The following is a 23,603-nucleotide window of genomic DNA, read 5'->3' as shown; positions in this document are numbered from 1 at the left end:
AAAATAGCTATGCTCAATAGTTGTACATCATACTAGAACAGTTATGGCATTGTATTTAGATTCAGCGATCGCCTCAGAAGCAAAAATTGTTCAAAATTGGGGTTGGGTTAAAGGTATCACCACCAACCCCACATTATTAGCACAAGCGCAAACCCCACCAGAAACCACCTTGAAAACCTTGGCTGCTTTAACTTCCGGGCCACTGTATTATCAACTCCTATCTAGTGATAAACAGGGAATGATTACCGAAGCTAGGAAAGCCTTTGATATTATCGGTTCCCAAACCATTTTAAAAATTCCCGCTACACCTGTGGGTTTTGAAGTTGTCGCTACCCTCTCCAGTGAAATCACCTGTTCCGTCACAGGTATTTATAGTCCCGCCCAAGCCACAATAGCTAAAGAAGCAGGTGCCAAAATTGCCATCGCCTATGTTAATCGTGCCACAAGGTTATTAGGTGATGGTATTGCCCTAGTACAGGACATGGCAAATGTTCTCAAAGGTAGTGGTGTAGAAATATTAGCAGCTAGCATCAAATCACAATCAGAAGCAGCCGCATCTCTGCTAGCTGGTGCAGATCATCTCACTTTACCTTTATCAATGTTACAAGCTATGGCCACCCACCAACTTTCTGAGCAAACTGTAGCTGACTTTGCTGCTAGCGGTATTGGTTTAAAAATTTAAATTCCTATCATTGTGACTTTGGGGCTATTAGAGGTTCAGCCCCTCATCCCTAAAATATCGATATTGGATGTAAGCTTACAGCAGATTTTATTCTGATTGAATACTCGTGGATATTTTACCAACACCAAGTTTAAACAACTGTATCTATCAACTTGGGAATTCATCCTCTAGGAAGATGCAAAAACATATCAATTAACATTGCTCAAAAAACTGTATTTAAAGCCACAAAAATCAAATTAACTGAAAAATAGGGTATTTCGACTCTCTGTGTTTACTAACAGTTTCTTTATAATTAACTGGTGGTTTTACGTGTGAATTTTACAGAAATATTGGTTTCTCTAAAATTAGCATCATCCAAAAAATACATGAACAAAAATGCCAAATTGGCAACCATAGATAAATGAATCAAGTTACATTAAATGAGACAAAGACAAGCAAAGCTGCTGTGAAATTTGTCGATTAAATCAATACAACGAGAGTTTGCTGCAATAGGAATAGTCACTCACTATAGACATTGCCGTTAACCTGCAAATTACCCCCCTAATTAACGGTTAATGTCTGTGAATATTCCCGAAACGCTTCAGCAGCAACTAGTAGAGTGGGAGATGACAGGCGCTTGATAATGCCTCCTCCCACTCTCTTTTTTTGGGTATACAACTAATACCAATTAAAAGTTAAAACCTTTTGCGTCTACCCTTCTCCTTCGCAGACGCTAACGCGAACGAGAATGCCTACGGCATATGCGCGAAACAAAAGCAATTCTATTCAAACAAACGCCAAATCTTAATTTGATTATCCTCCCCACCACTGACCAAAGTTTTTCCATCTCCACTAAAAGCTAGGGAAGTGACTGTATTACCGTGTTTCATCGACGTAGGAATTTCTTTACCAGTCATCACATCCCATAACTTAATGGTATGGTCACGACTACCACTAGCCAAAATCTTCCCATCAGGACTAAAAGCCACAGTGGTGACAGTGTTGGTATGTCCTAGTAAAACATGGATTTCAGCTTTTGTGGCCACATTCCATAACCTAATCGTGCGATCGCGACTACCACTTGCTAAAATCTTTCCATCTGCACTAAAAGCCACCACCGTCACAGTTTGGGAATTACGAGGGAAAGTATAGATAGATTTTCCCTCAGCCATATCCCACAACTTGATAAAATTATCAAACCCACCGCTAGCTAAAGTCATACCATCAGGACTAATAGCCACAGACCTTACCCAAAAAGAATGTCCTGTTAAAGTCCGACTTAACTGCCTATTCCCTAAATTCCATACCTTAATCGTGTAATCATCTGCACCACTTACCAAAGTATTACCATCATTACTAATAGCCAAAGTATGTACTGAATCACCATGGCCAGGTAAAGTGTGAATCAGCTTTTTATTACTTAAATTCCAAATTTTAATCTTACTATCATCACTACCACTCACTAAGGTTTTACCATTAGGGGTAATAGCCACTACATTAACAGTTTGTGAATGTCCCTTCAAAGTCGAGATTTCCTTACCTGTAGCCAAATTCCATAATTTAATCATGTGATTTCCACCACTAGCAATGATTTTGCCATCTGGACTCACAGTGACAGATACAACAGAATCTTCATGACCAGGAAGAGTTTTGATTAAATTCACCTTGTCCGCAGACAATTTTGCTGATTGATGTAATACAGCATCCTTTGTAGTTGTAGTAGTTGTACTATTATGGGTTTCGCTAAAACTCGAAGCGATGGTGATTTGTAACCGTTTTAATTGTTCATATCCAGCATCACCCATCGCAAAAAAGAAAAATGTTCCTAAAACTAAAAAGCAATTTCTTAAAATTCCATATCCTATACCAGTAGTTAACTTTTTCTGAGGAATTGCTTGAGTAATAGTATTATTAGCTGGAGGTAGTAAATAATTATGGTGCTTTGTTAAATCCTTAATAGCTTCATCCGCTGATTGATAACGATTTTGAATATCTTTTTGTAAAAACTTGTCAATGACATAAACTAATTCTTGACTTAAGGGACATCGTAAATAATTCTGCCACGATGTTACCCAGCCATAACCATGTTCCATCCATAATTGGAAAGGTGAAATGCCAGTCAATAAATGAAAACAAGTTGCACCCAAACTAAATAAATCACTGGATGGATATGCTTTGCCATCGCGGATTTGTTCAATGGGAGAATAGCCATGTGAACCAATAGAAGTACCAACTTTTCTCTTTACTCTTGCCCTCAATTGTTTAGAAGAACCAAAATCAATCAGCGTTAACCTTCCATCGCTTTGACGACGAATAATATTTTCTGGCTTAATATCTCGATGAATTACCCCCCGGTCATGAATGAATTTAATTACTGGCAATAAATCCAGCAAAATAGATTGAATATCCCAATCTTTATAATTTTTACGCTGCTGTAACTCCTTTAAAAGATTATTACCATTAATAAACTGCTGGACTAAATATAAACAATCATCTTGTTCAAAATACGCTATTAATGTAGGTATTTGCGGATGTTCACCTAACTCTTGCAATCGTTTAGCTTCTTCTGCAAACAACTGCATTGCTTTCTTCTGTGACCAGGTGCCATTAAATTTTGGTGCTAATTGTTTAATGACACATGGTTCATTTAATTTATCAATATCTTCTGATAAATAAGTTCTGCCAAATCCTCCTTCATCGGAAAGTACCCGAATCACACGAAAGCGATTTCGTAAAAGCGGCACTAAGGGAGTGTTGCAACTTTGACAAACTTTATTACCATCTTTATTCTGGGGATTTGGGCAATCGGGATTTAAGCAACAAATCATGGCTTGATAGGTGCGATTCCATGACAAATTTCGCTGAGTTTATACTGCATGTTCCCCAAAAAAATCAACTCTCATGGATTGATTTAGTAGCAATACCTGGGTATAATTTGGGGAATTACTAGTGATATTTAACATGTGTAGATAATAGTAATTTCTCCTAAAATAGGAAAAACATGAGAGTCTAAAAAATATATTTTTGATTATATCTCAACTGAATTGAAGGAATGATGAATATACCTCTATGAGATTTGCTATATATAAATACTTTAAAAAAAATAGCAAACTGGAAGATTTGAATAAATTAAGTTTTTAGCTTGATAGTTGATGATTACACGATAATAGTTTAATGTGTGTAGATTTTCATGCTTTAATGAAAAAATCTTCAGAGGGGATGAAAATTGCTGAAAGAGCGATATTTTTTATGTCTAGTTCTCCGAGAACGAATAGCTAATGCTGTGCGAGTCGCAGGTGACATATATTCTGATGATGTTTCCTGCACTTGTAGATTTGTGTGACTACATGGTTGATTTGTTAAACAACTATTCAACTTATACCAAGAATTTTCCCAATCTAAAGCTACCATCACTTCATGAGCACTTTTAAATCTTTCGTGCAAAGAAGCTTTGACCATTTTATCTAGAATCCTAGCAAAATCAGAGCTAACTCTCACACTCTGTTGCCAAAATAATTCTCCAGTATTGAGATTATAATCAAAGTCTAATGGGCCTCTACCAGTTAATAAATAAATACAAGTTATTCCTAAAGCATAAATATCACTAGCATAAACTGGACGTAGTGATAACTGTTCTGGTGGGGCAAAGCCCATTGTCCCAATAAAATTAGTTGAAGCAAGATGACTAGAATGAGAACTATTTTGTACTAGTTTTTCTTTGACAGCGCCAAAATCAATCAAGACAATTCTTTGGTCTTCTTCGCATCGCAATAGATTTTGTGGCTTAATATCGCGATGAATGACATGTTGTTGATGGAGATAATTTAAAACTGGTAATACTTCCCGTAAAAAATTTTTAACTTCTAATTCAGTTTTAACACCATTTTTTCTGACCTCTCTGGCTAGAGTATACCCAGGAATATATTCTTGGACTAAATACAATTCCCCATTGCCTTCAAAATAGTCTATCAGCATGGGAATTTGTGCATGGCTGCCTAATTGAGCTAAAGTTTTAGCTTCAATTTCAAAGCGTTGGCAAGCTCTTCTCCAGATTTTATCATTGGTAATTTTAGGGCAAAGCTGTTTAATAACACATAAAGGTTGACCTGGTAACACCATATTTTGAGCTAAAAAGGTAATCCCAAAGCCACCCCTTCCTAAAACTCGTAAAATTTGATAACAACCACGAAATAGCAGCTTAGAACCACACATTTGACTAAGCTGAGTATGCTGTAAATTATAATCCCTGAGATTAGTGATGTTATGAGCGAAGCGGTTCATTGTGTTTGGTACAGCATATTTATATTTTCAATTTTATGCGATCTACGGTTTAGTGCCATTAGCTGCTGCAAAATATTTGTCTGTTTGATACTATGGTGTCTTTCATTTTAAAATAACCAAAATTTTATGAAATTGTTCCTGACGAGCTACCCTAGAGTATGAAGTTTATGTGTTTTTATGATTTTCATTTCTGCCTTGAGAACTATGTTAGGTAGATGCAGAAAATAAGCAAATTTTTCACCTTAAACGCTTAAAAAGACTGTAGAAACGCTATATTAAACGCCTCTACAGTCAAGAAAAAACATACCTTTTGCCAGGGGTTGACATTAGGGAACTTCTATGGGAATCAGAGCAGTTTCCGGGAAATAATTACAAAAACGCCCTTCATCTGCCAGGACTAAAATGAGGCGGAGAGGATAATCTGGAGGCACTTGTAAATCAGCCCAGGGTACTGCTATTTCTAAACAGTTTTTGTAAGTAGCTTGGGCCCGACTGGTGCGGGGGTGCCATTGATAGTTTTCCCCAGCTTCACGAAAGAGAACAGATTGGGTTAATAAGTTAATTTCCAAATGATGATGGTATAGGTAATTAGCTGGGGCAATGTCTGGCACTTCCGCTAAGGGAATGGGACTATTAACCATGGTTTTATCTGGATAAAACCAGAGTAAATTTAATTCTGCTGGTAGGTCTTTTCCTGGTACAACACCACTTTTAAAGTCTACTCGCAGGTAAAAGTTGAGGTGGTCTACCCCGTACCACAGTCTTTGGACGGTGCTACTGTTGTGCATTGTTCCCCTAGCACCACCAATTTCTATGCGTCCGGCTTTGTCCCAATCTTGTTCGTCGCCTTTGCCATCAATTATGGGGTGAATAAAGCTTGTGGGTTTATGATCTGTCCGTGCAGTATGAACTTCTACGGGTTTTTTCAAATAGGCGGGAATGGTTTCGTTTAAGGCTTTATAAATGCCGTAAAGATGTTCTCGAAACAATTGGTCAAAGATGGCATCTTGATTGGAGGAATGGCCTTCACCAAACCACCAAAACCAATCGGAACCTTCGGCTGCATATAAGGCTTCCCAAGCTGCGGGGTTATTTTCTTCTGTGGCTTCGGGATGATTGGCTAAAACTTGTCTGGCATGGGTGAGATAGTCCCAGGCACGATTTTTGGCGGGGTCGCCGATCCAGGTGGTGAAACTACCATCAACCCAAGACCCACTATGGAGTTGTTCACTGGGAATGGTGGCGGTGGCTGGGAATTTTTCGAGGAATTCAGAAACGGTAACGAGTTGGAGGCGGGGGTCGTTGCTTAGGTTTTGATAGAGGGCTTCTAGGAAGGGTTTGCCGTCTTGGGGATAAAATTCCCAGCAGTTTTCTCCATCTAGGGCGATGGTGACTAACCAAGGTTGGTCACTGGGGTGTTCTCTTTGCATTTTAGCGATCGCTTGCAAATGTCCCACTAAGTCTGCCGCTGCTTGTTTAGCTGGCATTGACCCGTAGGTAAAGCCGATTAAGTCAGATAATCTATGGTCACGGAAAACTATTGATAAATCACCTGCGGGGGTCTGTAAGCGATAGGGACGATATAGCAATTCTGGTTCTAAAACATTCCCAGCCCCATCACGGTGGAAAAAGTGTCTGAGAGTCCACCCTAAAACAGCTTCATCTGAGCAAATCCATTGGAATCCTTGTTTAATGATGTATGGCAAGATTTCCGGGCTAACGGATTGTTCAGAAGGCCATAAACCACGAGGTTCTATACCAAATCTATCTGTATATAAATCCCAAGCTTTGCGTAAATGGCGGGGAATATCTTCTGCCCACTGAAAACGATTTTCAGGTAATGTCATGTGTGGCACTGCTACCCGCCCAGAGTTAGTATCCGCCAACAGGGGCATAATGGGGTGGGTGTAGGGCGTTGTGGTCACTTCAATTTGCCCATTTTGCTGCATTTTCCGGTGTTGGGGAATAATGCGGCTGAGAATTTCTTTTTGTTTTGAGTAAATTCTTTGGCGATCGCTTAAACTAAAATTCTTGCCCTGTTTTAACCAGGCGCTAATTTCTGGGTCATCCCAAAATAAGGGGTCAATCCAGGCTAAGTTGTGCCAAGCGAGTAAGTCTCCATAGTCTGGTAATTGCCAATTATTTAAACACCAAGTTTGCCCTTTTTCCTGCCGTTGGTGGTACAAATCAGCATAGCGAGGATGGGGGTCAATTAATGTGTGGTGATTAGCATCAAAAAAATGTTCAATAATAAATTCTTTCTGTTCCTGGGTTAACTGTTCCACAGGAGTCAGACTAGCTTTCAAATAAGGGTCTAATGCTGTACCAGCAATATAATCTTCTAATTGCAAGATTAAGGATGGTACCAAATTTACTGTTTGGTGTAATTTGGGATACTGTTCTAGCAGTAAAACTAAATCTAGATAATCCTTAGTACCATGCAAGCGCACCCAAGGTAGATGATAGTTTTGACTGCTGGATAATAGGGAAGTGCTAGTTTCTGGAGATTTGTATAGTGGCTGATGCTGATGCCAGATAAAAGCCACATAAAGGGGGTGGGACATAGGGAGTGATCAGAATTTGGGATTAGATCGATAATCTTGAATTATCAATCATAAATTGTGTGCGATCGCAATTCACATTTATTACCCTAGTTTCCCAGAAGGGTGACAGTTAATTATCACTCCCTTCCCATCCCCTAGTTCTAGATAACCTGTTCTACTTCAGCAATTTCGGGAATCATTTCCTTTAGTCGGCGTTCAATACCCATTCTCAAGGTCATAGTCGAACTGGGACAGGAACCGCAAGCACCTTGTAACCGCAATTTTACGATAGGCCCATCTAACTCCACGAGTTCCACGTTACCACCATCAGACATGAGATAAGGGCGCATTTCATCTAATACAGTTTCTACATTGTCTACTGTGAGTTCCATTGTTTTAGACCTGGTAAGTTAACGAAATTGGTAATCGGTAATTGAGATTAAAACTTTCCCATTAACCAAAATACCGAAAATTTTATTTTCTCGCTGTTTTAAGTTGATCCTAGCTAAATTAGGTGACAGGGAACAGGGAACAGAGGGGAGAAGACAGAAGTTCAGAAGTTGCAGGAGTTACAGGAGTTCAGGAGTTGCAGGAGTTCAGGAGTTGCAGGAGTTCAGGAGTTGCAGGAGTTCAGGAGTTACAGAATCATTCATACAATTACGGCTGAATTGTTGCGTTGTTAAACTCCTGTTTAGGTTGACGTAGTGTGCCATAGGCATAGCGTGGCGTTCGCGGTAGCGTGCCGGAGGCATCAGCCATACTTCTGTTCGCGCAGCGTGCCGGAGGCATCAGCCATACTTCTGTTCGCGCAGCGTGCCGGAGGCATACTTCTGAACTTCTGAACTTCTGAACTTCTGAACTTCTGAACTTCTGAACTTCTGAACTTCTGAACTTCTGGACTTCTGAACTTCTGAACTTCTGAACTTCTGAATTCCTTACGCTTCTGGTTCATTAGGTGAACAGATAACTGGCTGCTGATATAGTGGCACAGTAAAGGTGACTGTGGAGCCAAGACCTTCTCCTAAACTGTAAAAATGCACTTCCCCCCCCATGGCTTCAATCAGCTTTTGGGAAATGGTTAAACCTAAGCCAGTGCCACCATAGTAGCGAGTGCGAGAACCATCTACTTGGGAGAATAATTGGAAGAGCTTGTCTTGTTTATCTAGAGAAACACCAATTCCAGTGTCTGCCACACGTACTCTGACCATTCCAGGCCCTGATTTTGCTGATTTTCCTTTGGTTTTTTTGATGACCACATCAGCAGAGATAGTCACGCCCCCTTCGTGGGTAAATTTTATGGCATTACCCGCCAAGTTCAACATCACTTGTAACAACCGCTGGTAACTACCTTGAACAATTACTTCATCGGAAGTAGCAGGCATTTGCATCTCAAAGCTGAGATTTCGCATTTCGGCTTGGGGACGCATGAAATTATCTAAATCGTGAAATAACTCATGCAAAGCCACTGGCCCACAGTCCAATTCCATTTTGCCAGCTTCGATTTTGGCAATGTCTAAAATGTCGTTGAGAATGTTGAGTAGATGTATTGATAGACCGTGAGCTTCAGTTAAAAATTGATTTTGCTCTTCCGGGTCATCAGCCATACCCTCTAAAATCAGCTTTAAGAAGCCAATCATGCCATTGAGAGGGGTACGAATTTCATGGGAGACATTGGCTAGAAATTCACTCTTTAAGCGGGAAGCTTCTTCTGCTTTTTGTCTGGCGGCTTCTAGTTCTTTATACAAAGTAGCATGAGCGATCGCTGTTCCCAGTTGATCTGCCACTTCTTTTGCTAATTCTATTTCTGCTTGGGTCAGAGGGTAACAATTTGGCCTCAGACTGAGCATTGCTAACCCGTTGGCTTGGTCTTGATAGCTAGTAGCAATTACTAATATTTTTTGTTGGGGATTATTGGTATAACCAGGTATTTCTAAGACTATCGGTTCTAGGGTTGTTAATGCTTGAAGTAACCCAGGTTCAGTAGATGTATCTAGCTCTGAACCCACAATAGGAGCTAAATGGGACTGATGATATTCAGCAATGATGCGTAGGGTAGGGCTAGAGGGCTGGTAGGGACAGATAACGCAGCGCTCTAGCTGGAGTATGTGACCTAAATTATCAACTGTTTGCTGCCAAATAATGTCTAGATCCAGAGTCCGCCGTATATTTCTGGTGATTCTGTTTAATAATTTTTGGTGTTGTTGCGATCGCAATGTTAACTCTAGAGGTGTGGGTGTATTTTCTGACCTATCTACCTCTAGACCATTGGCTGTGGTTGGCAACACTCTACCCATCACCAAAACCGTATTCGCGGCTTCTCCCAAGCAAGGCATAATCGGAGTGATTGTCAACTCCAACTCTAATAATTCCTGACGACATTTAAACCAGCATTGAACCCTTTCCGGTACCAAACTTGTCAAAATCCGGTGCAATTGTTCCAAGTAAACAACTTTATCCACCGGCACAAAGATATCATCCTCATTGAGTGCATCAACTATGTTTTCAGTTTTGCACCCCAAAAGTTCGCTATGCTGCCAATTAAACGCCAGATAGCGTCCTGCTCCATCTTGCGTATACACCAACTCAACATCTAGAGTTGGCATTGAAGCCCAGGTACTGCGGTTAATTGATTCCAGATTTTGAGGGAATAAATTTGGCAATTGGGTATTCGCAGTAGTAGTCATGAAATCGAGTTGGATAGACAAGTTTATTGCCACCGTGCTTGTACTAAAGCTGTTTAAATTTTGGCATAAAGTTTTACAGCTTTGACTATTTTCGATTATGTATTTTTGATTTTTCTGGAATCTAGAGCATTAAATTTTACATTTTTTATCATTTGCTGATAGTTGAGATGAGGTTTTTAATCATTCCATTCACCTCTAGGGGGAACAGGGGTTCGCATGGGAGTGCGGGTTAATTCATCATCTCTACTAAAATCTCCCCTTAACCATTGACGAATAGCCACCTCAATCACCTTACTAGGATCATTAGTCAAATGTTGAATTTGTGCTAATAGTTCGGAATCTAAGCGGACAGCGATTTCTACCTTATCGGTGTATCGGCTGTCTGCACCGGTAGGTTTTTCTTGCATATTCATAGGTTTTCGATGCTCTAACTCTAAAATTTGTGTGTTCTTAAACTTTGTCAAGCAGTTATCTTCATAATTTTGGGACTAGAAAATGTGCAAGATGCACACTTAATCATAGTTCCCTGAAATAGTAGCAAACTAGTAGATCAGAATATTTATTTCCTTCTCCAATCCTATGCAGCGTCTGACCGAAGAAAGCATTAAAATACATTAAGTAAATAGCTTTCACTTTGGTTGCTGCTTAAGCAAAGATAGTATATGACTGACGTTCCCGCCGCTCGCATTCGCAATTTTTGTATTATTGCCCACATTGACCACGGGAAATCGACTCTGGCTGACCGCTTGTTACAAGCTACTGGCACTGTCGATGAGCGACAGATGAAGGAGCAATTTCTTGACAACATGGATCTGGAACGGGAGCGCGGCATTACAATTAAGCTGCAAGCTGCCCGGATGAATTACACTGCTAAGGATGGCCAGCAGTATGTGCTGAATTTAATCGATACGCCGGGACACGTGGATTTTTCTTATGAAGTATCTCGTTCTTTGGCAGCTTGTGAAGGAGCTTTATTGGTAGTAGATGCGTCCCAAGGTGTAGAGGCGCAAACTTTAGCGAATGTTTATTTGGCACTGGAACATAATCTAGAAATTATTCCTGTTTTGAATAAAATCGATTTACCTGGTGCAGAACCTGACCGGGTAATTGGTGAAATTGAAGAAATTATTGGTTTAGATTGTAGCGGTGCAATTTTGGCTTCTGCGAAAGAGGGAGTCGGAATTGATGAAATTTTAGAGGCTATTGTTGAGCGAGTTCCACCGGCACCCAATACGGTTGATCAAAAGTTACGGGCTTTAATTTTTGACAGCTACTACGACAGTTATCGGGGAGTAATTGTTTACTTCCGGGTGATGGATGGTAACCTGAAAAAAGGCGATCGCGTCTATTTGATGGCATCCGGTAAAGAATACGAAATTGATGAGTTAGGTGTCCTTTCTCCCACCCAAAAGCAAGTAGATGAATTACACGCGGGGGAAGTAGGTTATTTAGCTGCTGCCATTAAAGCTGTAGCTGACGCACGGGTAGGAGACACCATTACCCTTTCCAATGCTAAAGCCACAGAACCTTTACCTGGTTACACAGAAGCCAACCCCATGGTCTTTTGTGGCATGTTCCCCATTGATGCTGACCAATTTGAAGATTTACGGGAAGCTTTAGAAAAACTCCGACTCAATGATGCGGCTTTGCATTATGAACCGGAAACCTCCAGTGCCATGGGGTTTGGTTTCCGTTGCGGCTTCTTGGGTTTGCTACACATGGAAATTGTCCAAGAACGGCTAGAGCGAGAGTATAACTTAGATTTAATTATTACAGCCCCCTCTGTGGTTTATAAAGTCATAACCGTCAAGGGTGAAGAACTGTACATTGATAATCCTAGCCATTTGCCTGCCCCCAACGACCGGGAAAAAATTGAAGAACCCTACGTCAAAGTAGAAATGATTACGCCGGAAGGTTATGTTGGTACTTTGATGGAGTTGTCGCAAAATCGACGGGGTATCTTCAAAGATATGAAGTATCTCACCCAAGGACGCACCACCTTAACTTATGAAATTCCTTTGGCAGAAGTTGTTACCGACTTTTTTGATCAAATGAAATCGCGATCGCGCGGTTATGCCAGTATGGAATATCACCTCATCGGCTATCGTGAAAATCCCTTGGTGAAATTGGATATCATGATTAACGGCGATCCCGTCGATTCCTTAGCAATGATTGTTCACAGGGATAAAGCCTATAATGTCGGTCGGTCAATGGCGGAAAAACTCAAAGAACTCATTCCCCGTCATCAATTTAAAGTCCCCATTCAGGCATCTATTGGCAGTAAAGTTATCGCCAGCGAACACATCCCCGCCTTACGGAAAGATGTACTTGCTAAATGCTATGGCGGTGATATTAGCCGTAAGAAAAAACTGCTGCAAAAACAAGCCAAAGGTAAAAAACGCATGAAAGCCGTGGGAACTGTTGATGTTCCTCAAGAAGCATTTATGGCTGTATTGCGGTTAGACCAAAGCTAGAAGTACAAAAGCAGGGTTTTTCCCTGCTTTTTGTAACAAAATAACCATAAATATTATTAAAACTGTAACAATATCAACAAAAACCTAAAATGTCAGGAAACCTAGATAAATTGCACTGAGAGAGCTAGGCAAATTGGCAGAGAGGCCATAGAATAGGAGTTAAGTCACTATACTGAAAGAATTATAGTCTACGAAATATGGAGTCCCCCCGGTTGAATTAGAGCAAATAACCGGGGGGACATTTGTTTTGGCAAGCTGCGAGAAAAGAAGTATGCCTCCGGCACTCTGCGCGAACAGAAGTCAGTAGGGGCGGGTTTACAGATATCATCAACTATGAACGAGAATTTTGGTAAACCCGCCCGTACAGGAGTATGTCTACGGCACACTACGTGAACCCGAAGAGGAGTATGGCTAACGCCACGCTGCACGAACAAAAGTTTAAAAATGCAAGAATTCAGCTTAATTGCATGAATTATTCTGTAATTCCTGCAACTCCTGCAACTTCTGAACTCCTGAACTCCTGAACTTCTGAACTTCTGTCTTCTTCTTTTAACGCCATCCCAGCCAGCGTAGGAATGGCATTATTAAGTAATAACTAATTCCTAAGCACAAATTCATTAGTATACTTATCAGAATAAAAAACCCGGCCAGTTGCCATAATTCTGAAGGGTTGGGTATAGGCAGAGGTAAGCCCAGTTTAATTAACCCAGCTAAGATGGTGGTGCTACCCAGGGCAGTAATTAAAGCGTGAATTATTTGATGGTGACGAATACCGATGCCCAAGGTGAGGAGGGAAAGGGAGATTAACATCCATATAACTAAACCCTCGATGCTATTTTGTGGTTTCACGAATTGCCAAGCTATCCAACCACTACCATAGCTGACTACCCCCATCAGGGATGCTATGAAAAAACGGCGCTTTTGCCCAAAACAACCAGCAACTGTTAACCCCCAAGCTGTACCTAAGCCAGCAATAGCATAAACTACGATTGCCGCTGATGCCGATGGAGTTGTGGGTGCTAAATTGGGAAGCTGACGCAGTAATATTTCTGTCGCTTTCACACCTAAGTTGGTTTGGTAAGCAAAAATAAACCCAGCGATCGCACCTACTCCAGACCCTATACTAGTTAATAACATTGCCCAACTGGTGGCTATGCAGGCAAAGACGACTTTAAATATGGCTGTAACTGTTAATAAAGTTGTATTACTGACTGTTTGGGTTAGATTATTAATAGTCTGATCTATAGCTTGAATGAACTGGGCTAATTGCTGGAATATCGGTGTTGATGATCTTTGCAGTGCGTTTTGCAAAGGTGCTAATAACTTACGTCGAGAAGCTACTTGCACAATTTTTACTAGTCGTTTATGAATAATCGCTGCATGAGCCGGACGCGATCGCACATCCTCTGCTACCATTTCATCTAATAAATCTGCTAGTTGGGGATCAACATTACGCCACTTGCGCCAATTTAATTTACCAGTGATGGGGTCTTCTAAATTGGGTGGATATTTACCAGTGAGTAATTGAATCATCGTTCTTCCCAAGGCATAAAAGTCTGCCGCAGGCCCCACATTACCACCTGATACCTGTTCTGGTGGACTGTAACCGGAAGAGTATAACCTGGTGGAATGGCGTTGAGAACGCAGAATTGAACCACTAAATTGTTTAGCCCCTCCAAAATCAATCAATACCAGTTGGTCATTTTCTTCTATTGGGATGGATGCTGATTGCCGTAGCATCAAATTGGAAGGTTTAATATCTCGATGAATAATCTGCCGTTTGTGCAGTTCTTGTAAAATTTTAATCGCTTGAATCAACCAAGTTAAAACTAAATCTTCTGGCAAACCTTGAGGATAGTGATGGAGTAACTCATCTAAGTTTTGTCCATTGATTTTTTCCATCACCAAACAAGGCAGGTGGTAGGATTTAGGATTAGTAATATTGATTTGAAAATATCCGTCAGCTTCTACTTTGGGAACACCTGAATATTGTAATTCCTTTAAAACTTCTGCTTCTTGTGTAAATAACTCTAGAGCTTTTGGTGAGCTTTCCACCAATACCTTCAATACTTTTTCTGTTTTAGTTTTATCATCCCAAACTGTGAAAATGTGGGCAAAACCACCAGCGGCCATTAAACGAATTGGGTAATACCTATCTATCAACTGTAAGGGTGCGCCACAGCTGTTACAAAATTTGTTACCCCACGCTTGGGGGTAAGGACGTTGACAGTCAGGATTTATGCAGTGAATAGATGAATATTGATATATCAATATCTTCAGCCTTGACTCTATCAAAAATACTCAGAGAATACCCAAAACCAGCAGACGAGCGTGTTGTCATAAATATTTCATTCCTATCATAAATAAAAATTGCTCACGTTTTACCTAGATAATGGGATTTTGTAAATCCATCGCCTACTCTGGCAACGGACAAGGTAGTTAGGAAATCAACCAATGCTCAGACGTAGACAATAAAAGGCTTCTAGCGCTGTCAACTGTTATATCTATTTTCTTAACTGTTGACTGTTAGGGATTTCATGAGTAAGAAATCATTATCTTTAAGAATTTTATATAAATTTACATTTTCTTCTAACAAACAAGCATGGCCACTTTCAGGTAGAATAACTGTTTTTGTTTGGGGTAAAATATTCTCTAATCTTTTGACTTCAGTTTCAGAAGGTAATAAGAGATCGCTGCCTCCGGCAATTAATAAAACTGGTTGTTTTAATTTCTGCAAATCGCCTTGATTGACATAAAATTCCCGCAACAAAGATAAACGCCAATTGATTGTTTCTGCGGGTACAGAACGCATGGCTTTGAGTAGTTCATAACGCACATTTCTGGATAGTCGTGGTAAGGAAGCTAAAACCGGTAATAAGGCTAAAGCTCCTACATCATAAAATGACGATGGGACTAAATAAGTTAATTGAGAAGTCCAAGTTAACCAAGGACGTAGTTGGATTGCCGAAGCGGGATTAATTAAGATAATGCGTTTAAATAAATGTGGTGATTTAATGGCAACTTTCATTGCTAAACAAGCACCAAAAGACTCGCCACATAGATAAACTTGACGTTGTTGGCTTTTTTCTAATTCGGTGTGAATTAAATCTAAAACATTGTTTGTGAGCATCTCCCAGGGTGTTCGGTCTGTTCTGGCCATAGCTAAACAACGGATGTCAAAACCCCGTTCTAATCCCGCAGTTTGCGATCGCAACAATTGACCAGTTCCATCCATTCCTGGTAAATAAACAAATAGCGGATATTCTGGTTGTAATCGGCTAGGAGTGAGGAAACAAGGCTTGTTTTCAACTTTTGGCATCTCGAAAATTTATTGGGTTCAGGTTTTTCCTAGAATTCAATTGATCGTTTTTGCTGGTGTAGACAATAGCTCATAAATTTGCCTTTCATCGTCCACAAACCCCAAAAATCAGGCTTTCCAGATAAAATATCACCCACTATGAAACCATGATTACAGAATTTCGTAAAGATTGATTTGATCATAATAATTATCGGCAATGACTCAAACCACGCTTCACCAGCGTTGATTGCGTAGCAGAATTCCCACTATACCCGTTGCTGGGAATGAGAGTAAGCCGCTATCCTCTACAAGTGCATCCATCAAACTGCGGTGATTACTCACTACAATTACCCTAGCATAACGAGGGATCTCAGTCCTGGTAATCAGGCAACATTGACATTGATAATAATCCTAAAAAGCAGCAAGAAATCTTTATTGGTTCTTGCAGACTCATCATGAATCAGTGAATTTTTGCTGAGAATTGGCAAGTTGCTATGGATGTAATTTTTACATTTCTTTACTGTCAACTCGAAGCTGATCAGTCAGAAATGTATGATTGACAGAATTAGCAATATTATCTGCTTTATCTCCATGTATTTTCGGTGACATAAATGCAATAAACAATTTTCTTCTGTGTCAAGGGTAATCCAGATGATTAAATGCAAAATCTCTAGCCAAGATATTATGTGCCTTCTCATCACCACAATATGTAGCAGTACGGTTGCTTGAGGATGATAAATGCTGACAGACTTGTTTTTATTTATGGCACAATTAGCTGGATTTCTAGATATTACAAAAAAAATCTTGAGTCAAGAAATTTGCTAATATTAAGGTATTGTTTGAAAAAATAGGAGTATTGTTATATAATTGCGTGGTTTTGACGACATAAAAGAGATAATACCAATTAATAATTTATTTTTTTATTTTGCATGAATCTAGTGGATAAAACAAAAAACACCTTTGTAGTAACAACACCTCTATACTATGTAAACGATGTTCCCCATATTGGCAGTGCTTATACAACCATCGCTGCGGATGTCGTGGCTAGATTTCAGCGTCTACTGGGAAATCGGGTACTGATGATTACAGGTACAGACGAACACGGGCAGAAAATTCAGAGAACAGCAGCTAGTTCAGGAAAAGAGCCACAGCAGTTTTGTGATGAGATTGTACCGAGTTTTGTCAACTTGTGGCAGTTATTAAATATTCAATATGATCGCTTTAGCCGCACCACAGCAGTTAATCATCAGGCGATCGTCAAAGAGTTTTTCCAGCGTGTCTGGGATAATGGAGACATCTACCAAGGACAACAACAAGGCTGGTACTGCGTATCCTGCGAAGAATTTAAAGAAGAACGCGAACTATTAGAGGGGAAGCGTTGCCCAATTCATACTACCAAAGAAGTAGAGTGGCGAGATGAGCAAAACTACTTCTTCCGCCTATCTAAATATCAAACCCGTCTGGAGGAATTTTATCAATCCCGACCAGACTTTATTCAACCAGCTAGTCGGCGGAACGAAGTGCTCAATTTTGTGAATCAAGGCTTGCAGGACTTTTCGATTTCACGGGTAAATCTGGATTGGGGGTTTCCTGTTCCCGTTGATCCCAAACATACCCTTTATGTCTGGTTTGATGCTCTTCTAGGCTACGTCACAGCATTATTAGAACCAGATAGTGAACCCTCTTTAACCAATGCTCTAGCAACATGGTGGCCTATTAATCTCCACCTGATTGGTAAAGATATATTGCGGTTCCATGCGGTGTACTGGCCAGCAATGCTAATGTCAGCAAATTTACCCTTACCAGACAGGGTTTTTGGCCATGGCTTCTTAACCAAAGATGGCCAAAAAATGGGAAAAACTCTAGGTAATACCCTAGATCCCTTCGATTTAGTCCAACGCTATAGTAGCGATGCCGTTCGTTATTACTTCCTTAAGGAAATCGAATTTGGTAAGGATGGCGATTTTAATGAAAATAGGTTCATTAATGTTCTCAATGCAGATTTAGCAAATGATTTAGGCAATTTGTTAAATCGCACCTTGAACATGGTGAAAAAATACTGCGCTGGCAATGTGCCATCAGTAGCTTCAGCCGCAATCCCGACCGATCATCCTTTAAAGGCCAAAGGCCAAGCTTTAGGAGAGCAAGTTAAACAAGCATACACAGTTCTAGCTTTTAATGAAGCCTGTTTAGCTGTTTTGTCTTTAGTACAAGCCAGTAATAAGTTTATTGATGAACAAGCTCCTTGGTCATTATATAAACAGGGAAAACAGGAAGAGGTGGAAGTAGTGCTGTATTCGGTACTGGAAACTGTTAGGCTTGCAGCCTATCTCCTTTCCCCTATTATTCCTAACCTCAGCAGTAATATTTATCAACAACTGGGTTGGAATATCAACTTTGATGATCATCGAGATAGCGAGACTGTTGCACCTTTTCATCTCCATGCAACATGGGGGGTACTTTCCTCTGAACAAAAGCTAGGAACACCCCAACCCATCTTTAAGCGTATAGAAACCCTAAAAAACGATTAGTTCCTACTGGTTGTGATTCACTCAAAAATATATTCGGGGCTGAATTAATTAGCCCCGGAAAATTATCATAAGCCACTCTAACAAGTATGTAAAAGCTAGGTTATTTGTAACAAAAATAATGAGGATAAAAATTGAGGTATGACAACAATGTTGAATAATTTGGAAAACGACTCAATATTTACGCCAGAACAGGTTTTGGAAAATCGGGGTCGTGTTGCTATATTTATTGATGGCTCAAATCTTTTTTATGCTGCACTCCAACTAGGAATTGAAATAGATTACACCAAGCTGTTGTGTCGATTAACTGGAGGTTCTAGGTTATTACGTGCCTTCTTTTATACGGGTGTAGATAGAACCAATGAAAAACAACAAGGCTTTTTGTTGTGGATGCGTCGCAATGGATATCGAGTGATTGCCAAGGATTTGGTGCAACTGCCAGATGGCTCGAAAAAAGCTAACCTAGATGTGGAAATAGCTGTTGATATGATGGCTCTTGTCGATTCCTATGATACCGCAGTTTTAGTGAGTGGTGATGGCGATTTGGCATATGCTGTCAATTCAGTTAGTTATCGGGGTGTTAGGGTTGAGGTGGTGAGTTTACGTTCGATGACTAGTGATAGTTTAATCAATGTGAGCGATCGCTATATAGATTTAGAAGCCATCAAAGAAGATATTCAAAAAACCCCTCGTCAAAGCTATCCCTATCGACCATTATCGGGAATGGGCTTTTTAGACGATCCGCGAGATAGTGACGGACATTTAGAAATACCAGAATAATGCACAAGCAAAGAAGCAGGAAAATTGGGAGAGGCTATTTTAAATTAGAGGGGAGAAATCAAACTCACTCCCACTGCTTTTATTTATTTGATAATTTATCATTATCACGTAATTTGTATTTCCTGCCTTTAGCATTATTCTTATTACTTAACTTAATTTCCTGCTCTAATCCATCTTTGCGTAAACCCAATCCTGAAAATACATCTGGACAAAATACAGATAGCAATTTAACTTTTTTTGGTGTAGCTTTAGAACAATTTGATGAAATTGGTAGACCCATTTGGAAAGTCAAAGCCAAACAGGCAAAATATACCAGTGAAAAACAAATTGGTCAGGCTCAAAACCCTAATGGAGAACTTTATCAGGATGGTCAAATAGTTTATAAAATCCAGGCAGAACAAGCTGATATCGAACAAGATGGAAAGCAATTGTTTCTGAAAGGAAAAATTTTAGCTACAGATCCTCGTAATGGCATAGTTTTGAAGGGTAATGAGTTGGAATGGCGACCTGAAGAAGATTTATTAATTATTCGCAACCAAATCAATGGTCAGCATAAACAGCTAACAGCATTGGCTCAAGAAGCTAGAGTTAAAACCCGTGAACAAAGAGTAGAATTTGTTGGTTCTGTAGTCGCTAACTCTACGGAACCGCAATTACAAATGCGAACTGATAATTTAATTTGGCAGATTAAAACTGAAAAATTATTTAGTGATAGTCCCATTCAAATTGACCGTTATAAGAATAATCAAATAACTGATAGAGGTAAAGGTAAAGGTGCAGAAATTAACCTAAAAACTAAAATTGCTAACTTGAAACAAGATGCCAAATTAGAGTTAGTTGATCCACCAATGGAAATTACTAGTAACTCGATGGTATGGAATATCAATAATGAAACTGTGACGACCAATACTCCAGTTAAAGCAGTTCATAAAACGGAAAATGTTGTTGTAACTGCGAATCAAGGACAAATGAAAATTCCGCAAAAAACCGTTTATTTAACGGGAAATGTGAACGCAGTGGGGCAACGTCGCCAAACTTTAAAATCCAATCAACTTATTTGGTATTTAGATAAAAAGCTGGTAGAAGCCCAAGGAAATGTAATTTACCGCCAAGTTAAGCCCCAATTGACTTTTAATGGTGATACAGCTATTGGAAATTTGCAAACCGAAAATATTGTAGTGCAAGGTGGTAATTCTCAAGGTGGGGTAGTAACAGAAATTATTCCCCAAGAAAAAATCACAGGTAGCAATTAAAATGAGAATGTTCAGGTTTCATTTGCTATCAATTGATGAGTAATAGCTAAAAATTTCCTATTCGTTCACTTACCGCAGGCTGTCATTACATAAAATTTTATGACAATCGGTCATATTTAATACTAATTACCCCTAATTCTGGAACATATCCAAGCCAGAAAAATCTGATCAAGTCCAGGTTGATTAATTTGTAATTGATAGAAAATTTATACTAGATGTAATTGCAAATTACTTTCATTAGAAAATTAGAGGGGAAAGGTCAATTTAGGATGACTTTAATCAAAATATAAGAGATAATTTTGTGGGATAAACCCAAGATAATTTCATTAATATCAACTTCATGGATTCTTTATCTATCAATTCTCTACTTGAAGATTTGAAAAATCCTGATGCGAAAATTCGTGAACAAGCTACACGAAAAATATGGCGGATCTGGTTTCACCAAAAGGGAATTTATGGACTAGAACAGATTGACTATAGTCAAAAATTAATTGATGCGGGTGAAGTAATCAAGGCAGAAACAGTGCTGACGGAATTGATTCAAAAGCAGCCTGATTTTGCTGAAGCATGGAACCGTAGAGCTTTTCTTTATTACAGTATTGGTCAATATCAAAAGTCTTTAGCTGACTGTAAAATGGTGATTCAGCTTAATTCTGTACACTTTGGGGCGCTACATGGCATGGGATTGTGTTATGCAGCTTTAGGTAAATATAGTGATGCTATTAAAGCTTTTAACCAGGCTTTGAAAATCCAACCTTATTCCCTGGTCAATCAAAAATTGATTCTGGAATGTAACTTCAAACTCACCTAATCTTGTGGTTGACGGTGACTTCAGTGATAACTAAACTAAATAAAACTTCACAAATTTTCTAAATAGCTTAACAAATCTGCCATTTCTTGGGGACTTGGTTGAAATTTCGGCATGGGTGGCGTTTCACCACTAATTACTTGGTGGATGAGTCCATAACGAGATTTGCGCTTGGAAACGGCTTGTAAACTAGGACCTACTAGTCCATTTCCTTCCCAACCGTGACATCCAGCACAGTTAATTTGAAAGATTGCTTTTCCTTGTATGGGGTCTCCTGGTTGAGTCAGGACGTTTTTGACGTAAGGGTCGGAGGCTTGAATCATTTGCACGCCAAAAAGGGCCAAAGGAATTACCACCAGAATCGCGACTACTAACAACACGATCTGCTGAATAATGTTTTCAGGTTTGGTAAGCTGGTTATCCAAAAGGTTTACTGTTCCAATGTAGGTTTACGAATAAGTTTTCATTCCCTACACATAGCTTAAAATTTCTTGATTGTGTCTGCAAGCACAGATGATATTTTTTTTAAATTATTTATGGTCTAAAAGCCTCTGAGGGCAGGGGATTCAGTCTAAATTTGGTAAAATCAAAAACAGGAAACAAATGTTTAACAATTGCAAAGAGGAGATTTACAGTGGTTGAACCCCTGCTCTCAGGTATTGTCCTTGGTTTGATTTTCGTGACTCTGAGCGGACTCTTTTACGCTGCTTATAAGCAATATAAGCGTCCTACAGAATTGGGCGGCTGATTTTACCAGTCAGAAGTCGGAAGGCATAAATGGCCTGGTGATGACTGTCTAGTGCTGCTTGGCAAAAATGAAAGCACTAATCAAAATCACTAAAAAGCTGAATAAACAAGCTTTTGCATTTTTGATTGGGGTATTTTGTGCCCAAGTTATGGGTGGTGGGGTCTGAAAGAGAATCTAAATTGTTGTGCATCTATCACCCCATCATTCCATCTGTTCTGGTTCGAGGGTTTGGTAAAAGGTTAAGCCTGTGTTGCCATAAACTTTTTGACGGCAAACTTCCCAGTTAGGAATGACTGGTGGTGTCCAGTTATGGGGATTGTGTTCGACAGCTATTTCACCTTGAGGATCTAAAATTTGATATTGAGCGATCGCTTCTAAAACTGGTACATATAAACCACTTGCATAGGGTGGATCAAAATAGATTCGATCAAATTGTTTTCCTGATAAATTTTTTAATTGTTGAATAACATTGCCTCGCAATATCTGAAATTTTTGTTCAGAATTCGCTACTTGCTGCCAATTTTGGCGAATAATTTCGCAGGCCCGACTAGATTGTTCAATTCCTATTGCTAAACTGGCTCCTCTACATAAAGCCTCTGCACCCATTGAACCGCTACCAGCACATAGATCCAACCAGCGACAACCGCTAATTGTTCCCTGCCAAATATTAAAAACCGCTTCTCGCACTCTCCCACTGGTGGGTCTAGTGTCTTGTCCTGGCAAAGTTTTTAGCAGCCGATTCCCGTAAATTCTCAGACTCATTGATTAGTCATTGGTCATTGTTGATTGGTTATTTGTCATTAGTCGTAGATTATTGGTTTTTGCTGGCCAACAAAAAAGAGCTAACTTTTGACAACTAACAATATATTAATTTTGATTAAGCAGGAACTTTTTCTCGGACTTGAGAAACAAAATTAGATAAAATTTGCAATCCTATATTGGATGATTTTTCCGGGTGGAATTGAACTGCCATGAGATTATTATGAGCGATCGCTGCGGTGACAGTTTGACTACCGTGAGTCACTACTGCTGCACGAACATGAGGTTCAGTTGGTTCAACATAGTAGGAATGAACAAAATAAACCCAAGGTTGAGCAGGCAAATGCTCCCATAAAGTGCTTTTTGGCTGAGTTAGTTGCAGTTGATTCCAACCCATGTGAGGAATGGCAATTCCTGCTTCTGGACGAAATCGACGCACTTTTCCGCGCACAATTCCCAGACCAGGTTGAGTACCTTCCGCGCTGGATTCAAAGAGAATTTGCAGTCCTAAACAAATCCCTAAAAAATGTTTGCCGGAAGCGATCGCATCTTTAATTGGTTGCTCCAAACCCCGTGCCCGCAAGTGTTGTACCGCCGGATCAAATGCTCCTACACCAGGCAAAACTATTGCATCAGCTTGCTCTAATTCCTTGGCACAATAAGTTACTTTAGGAGTTGCCCCAGCCTTTTCTAAACCTTTGCAGACTGAGTGCAAATTTCCCATCTCATAATCTACGACTGCAATTACTGGCATTAACCTGCTCCTTGTCAATTTATTAGGGAGGG

The 23,603-nt window shown here is 39.8% G+C and carries 19 protein-coding genes; 7 read left to right on the top strand and 12 right to left on the bottom strand.

The annotated features are described in order from the left end of the window. Positions 1-43: 43 nt before the first annotated feature. Entirely contained in the window at positions 44-682 is a 639-nt protein-coding gene (locus H6G73_RS08230) for a transaldolase family protein (protein ID WP_190603130.1), read from the top strand. A 761-nt stretch (positions 683-1,443) separates the two neighbouring features. Here the strand turns inward: H6G73_RS08230 and H6G73_RS08225 are convergent. The 7 genes from H6G73_RS08225 to H6G73_RS08200 form a co-directional block, all read right to left on the bottom strand. Continuing rightward, positions 1,444-3,489 (bottom strand): serine/threonine-protein kinase, encoded by a 2,046-nt coding sequence (locus H6G73_RS08225; RefSeq protein ID WP_190603193.1) that lies wholly within the window; start codon positions 3,487-3,489, stop codon positions 1,444-1,446. Positions 3,490-3,871: 382 nt separating this feature from the next. Further along, positions 3,872-4,942, bottom strand: coding sequence for a serine/threonine-protein kinase (locus tag H6G73_RS08220; protein ID WP_190603127.1), 1,071 nt, complete (start codon positions 4,940-4,942; stop codon positions 3,872-3,874). A gap of 326 nt (positions 4,943-5,268) precedes the next feature. Next, positions 5,269-7,506 carry a glycoside hydrolase gene (locus tag H6G73_RS08215; RefSeq protein WP_190603125.1) on the bottom strand — a complete coding sequence of 746 codons (2,238 nt, stop codon included), beginning with the start codon at positions 7,504-7,506 and terminating at the stop codon, positions 5,269-5,271. A gap of 140 nt (positions 7,507-7,646) precedes the next feature. Then, positions 7,647-7,877, bottom strand: coding sequence for a NifU family protein (locus H6G73_RS08210; RefSeq protein WP_190603123.1), 231 nt, complete (start codon positions 7,875-7,877; stop codon positions 7,647-7,649). A 265-nt stretch (positions 7,878-8,142) separates the two neighbouring features. Next, a complete protein-coding gene (locus H6G73_RS24755) occupies positions 8,143-8,274 on the bottom strand; it encodes a hypothetical protein (protein ID WP_277925178.1) in 132 nt (43 codons plus the stop codon). 146 nt (positions 8,275-8,420) lie between these two features. Next, entirely contained in the window at positions 8,421-10,169 is a 1,749-nt protein-coding gene (locus H6G73_RS08205; protein WP_190603121.1) for a sensor histidine kinase, read from the bottom strand. A 176-nt stretch (positions 10,170-10,345) separates the two neighbouring features. Next, on the bottom strand, positions 10,346-10,582 hold the full coding sequence (locus tag H6G73_RS08200) for a hypothetical protein (protein WP_190603119.1): 237 nt from the start codon (positions 10,580-10,582) through the stop codon (positions 10,346-10,348). A gap of 249 nt (positions 10,583-10,831) precedes the next feature. On the opposite strand from H6G73_RS08200, the gene lepA reads away from it, so the two are divergent. Further along, the gene (lepA, locus tag H6G73_RS08195) at positions 10,832-12,643 is read left to right on the top strand and encodes a translation elongation factor 4 (RefSeq protein ID WP_190603117.1); all 1,812 of its coding nucleotides are present in this window, start codon (positions 10,832-10,834) and stop codon (positions 12,641-12,643) included. 549 nt (positions 12,644-13,192) lie between these two features. Here the strand turns inward: lepA and H6G73_RS08190 are convergent. Both H6G73_RS08190 and H6G73_RS08185 read right to left on the bottom strand, forming a co-directional pair. Beyond that, positions 13,193-14,911: a protein kinase domain-containing protein gene (locus H6G73_RS08190; protein WP_190603191.1), complete on the bottom strand. Its 1,719-nt coding sequence runs from the start codon at positions 14,909-14,911 to the stop codon at positions 13,193-13,195. Positions 14,912-15,155: 244 nt separating this feature from the next. Then, positions 15,156-15,962, bottom strand: a complete 807-nt coding sequence (locus tag H6G73_RS08185; protein WP_190603115.1) for an alpha/beta fold hydrolase — start codon at positions 15,960-15,962, stop codon at positions 15,156-15,158. Positions 15,963-16,870: 908 nt separating this feature from the next. Between H6G73_RS08185 and metG the strand changes: the two genes are divergently transcribed. The 4 genes from metG (at position 16,871) to H6G73_RS08165 (ending at position 21,313) form a co-directional block, all read left to right on the top strand. Then, a complete protein-coding gene (gene metG, locus H6G73_RS08180; protein WP_190603114.1) occupies positions 16,871-18,472 on the top strand; it encodes a methionine--tRNA ligase in 1,602 nt (533 codons plus the stop codon). A 147-nt stretch (positions 18,473-18,619) separates the two neighbouring features. Then, entirely contained in the window at positions 18,620-19,249 is a 630-nt protein-coding gene (locus H6G73_RS08175; protein ID WP_190603113.1) for a LabA-like NYN domain-containing protein, read from the top strand. Beyond that, complete coding sequence (gene lptC, locus H6G73_RS08170) at positions 19,249-20,502, top strand: LPS export ABC transporter periplasmic protein LptC (protein WP_190603112.1); 1,254 nt, start codon at positions 19,249-19,251, stop codon at positions 20,500-20,502. Before H6G73_RS08175 ends, lptC begins: the two co-directional genes overlap by 1 nt. Before the next feature lie 340 nt (positions 20,503-20,842). Continuing rightward, positions 20,843-21,313 (top strand): tetratricopeptide repeat protein, encoded by a 471-nt coding sequence (locus tag H6G73_RS08165; RefSeq protein WP_190603111.1) that lies wholly within the window; start codon positions 20,843-20,845, stop codon positions 21,311-21,313. 47 nt (positions 21,314-21,360) lie between these two features. On the opposite strand, the gene H6G73_RS08160 is transcribed toward H6G73_RS08165, so the two are convergent. Continuing rightward, positions 21,361-21,735 carry a c-type cytochrome gene (locus H6G73_RS08160; protein WP_190603110.1) on the bottom strand — a complete coding sequence of 125 codons (375 nt, stop codon included), beginning with the start codon at positions 21,733-21,735 and terminating at the stop codon, positions 21,361-21,363. A gap of 209 nt (positions 21,736-21,944) precedes the next feature. Here H6G73_RS08160 and petG point away from each other — a divergent pair, with 209 nt between their 5' ends. Beyond that, entirely contained in the window at positions 21,945-22,058 is a 114-nt protein-coding gene (petG, locus tag H6G73_RS24375; protein ID WP_013191177.1) for a cytochrome b6-f complex subunit V, read from the top strand. A gap of 201 nt (positions 22,059-22,259) precedes the next feature. On the opposite strand, the gene rsmD is transcribed toward petG, so the two are convergent. Both rsmD and hisH read right to left on the bottom strand, forming a co-directional pair. After that, complete coding sequence (gene rsmD / locus H6G73_RS08150; protein WP_190603109.1) at positions 22,260-22,820, bottom strand: 16S rRNA (guanine(966)-N(2))-methyltransferase RsmD; 561 nt, start codon at positions 22,818-22,820, stop codon at positions 22,260-22,262. A 115-nt stretch (positions 22,821-22,935) separates the two neighbouring features. Beyond that, positions 22,936-23,571 (bottom strand): imidazole glycerol phosphate synthase subunit HisH, encoded by a 636-nt coding sequence (gene hisH / locus H6G73_RS08145; protein WP_190603107.1) that lies wholly within the window; start codon positions 23,569-23,571, stop codon positions 22,936-22,938. Positions 23,572-23,603: the final 32 nt, after the last annotated feature.

This window comes from Richelia sinica FACHB-800, assembly GCF_014698825.1.
In the GTDB taxonomy this organism is placed as follows: Bacteria; Cyanobacteriota; Cyanobacteriia; order Cyanobacteriales; family Nostocaceae; genus FACHB-800.
This window is presented reverse-complemented; position numbering and strand designations above follow the sequence as displayed.

What these genes read in the sequence shown, in the direction of transcription:
- lepA (WP_190603117.1), top strand. Translation starts at nt 10,832, where the DNA reads ATGACTGACGTTCCCGCCGCTCGCATTCGCAATTTTTGTATTATTGCC.
- H6G73_RS08225 (WP_190603193.1), bottom strand. Translation starts at nt 3,489, where the DNA reads ATGATTTGTTGCTTAAATCCCGATTGCCCAAATCCCCAGAATAAAGAT.
- H6G73_RS08220 (WP_190603127.1), bottom strand. Translation starts at nt 4,942, where the DNA reads ATGAACCGCTTCGCTCATAACATCACTAATCTCAGGGATTATAATTTA.
- metG (WP_190603114.1), top strand. Translation starts at nt 16,871, where the DNA reads ATGAATCTAGTGGATAAAACAAAAAACACCTTTGTAGTAACAACACCT.
- hisH (WP_190603107.1), bottom strand. Translation starts at nt 23,571, where the DNA reads ATGCCAGTAATTGCAGTCGTAGATTATGAGATGGGAAATTTGCACTCA.
- H6G73_RS08200 (WP_190603119.1), bottom strand. Translation starts at nt 10,582, where the DNA reads ATGAATATGCAAGAAAAACCTACCGGTGCAGACAGCCGATACACCGAT.
- H6G73_RS08230 (WP_190603130.1), top strand. Translation starts at nt 44, where the DNA reads ATGGCATTGTATTTAGATTCAGCGATCGCCTCAGAAGCAAAAATTGTT.
- H6G73_RS08165 (WP_190603111.1), top strand. Translation starts at nt 20,843, where the DNA reads ATGGATTCTTTATCTATCAATTCTCTACTTGAAGATTTGAAAAATCCT.
- H6G73_RS08175 (WP_190603113.1), top strand. Translation starts at nt 18,620, where the DNA reads ATGTTGAATAATTTGGAAAACGACTCAATATTTACGCCAGAACAGGTT.
- H6G73_RS08215 (WP_190603125.1), bottom strand. Translation starts at nt 7,506, where the DNA reads ATGTCCCACCCCCTTTATGTGGCTTTTATCTGGCATCAGCATCAGCCA.
- rsmD (WP_190603109.1), bottom strand. Translation starts at nt 22,820, where the DNA reads ATGAGTCTGAGAATTTACGGGAATCGGCTGCTAAAAACTTTGCCAGGA.
- H6G73_RS24755 (WP_277925178.1), bottom strand. Translation starts at nt 8,274, where the DNA reads ATGCCTCCGGCACGCTGCGCGAACAGAAGTATGGCTGATGCCTCCGGC.
- H6G73_RS08205 (WP_190603121.1), bottom strand. Translation starts at nt 10,169, where the DNA reads ATGACTACTACTGCGAATACCCAATTGCCAAATTTATTCCCTCAAAAT.
- H6G73_RS08185 (WP_190603115.1), bottom strand. Translation starts at nt 15,962, where the DNA reads ATGCCAAAAGTTGAAAACAAGCCTTGTTTCCTCACTCCTAGCCGATTA.
- lptC (WP_190603112.1), top strand. Translation starts at nt 19,249, where the DNA reads ATGCACAAGCAAAGAAGCAGGAAAATTGGGAGAGGCTATTTTAAATTA.
- H6G73_RS08210 (WP_190603123.1), bottom strand. Translation starts at nt 7,877, where the DNA reads ATGGAACTCACAGTAGACAATGTAGAAACTGTATTAGATGAAATGCGC.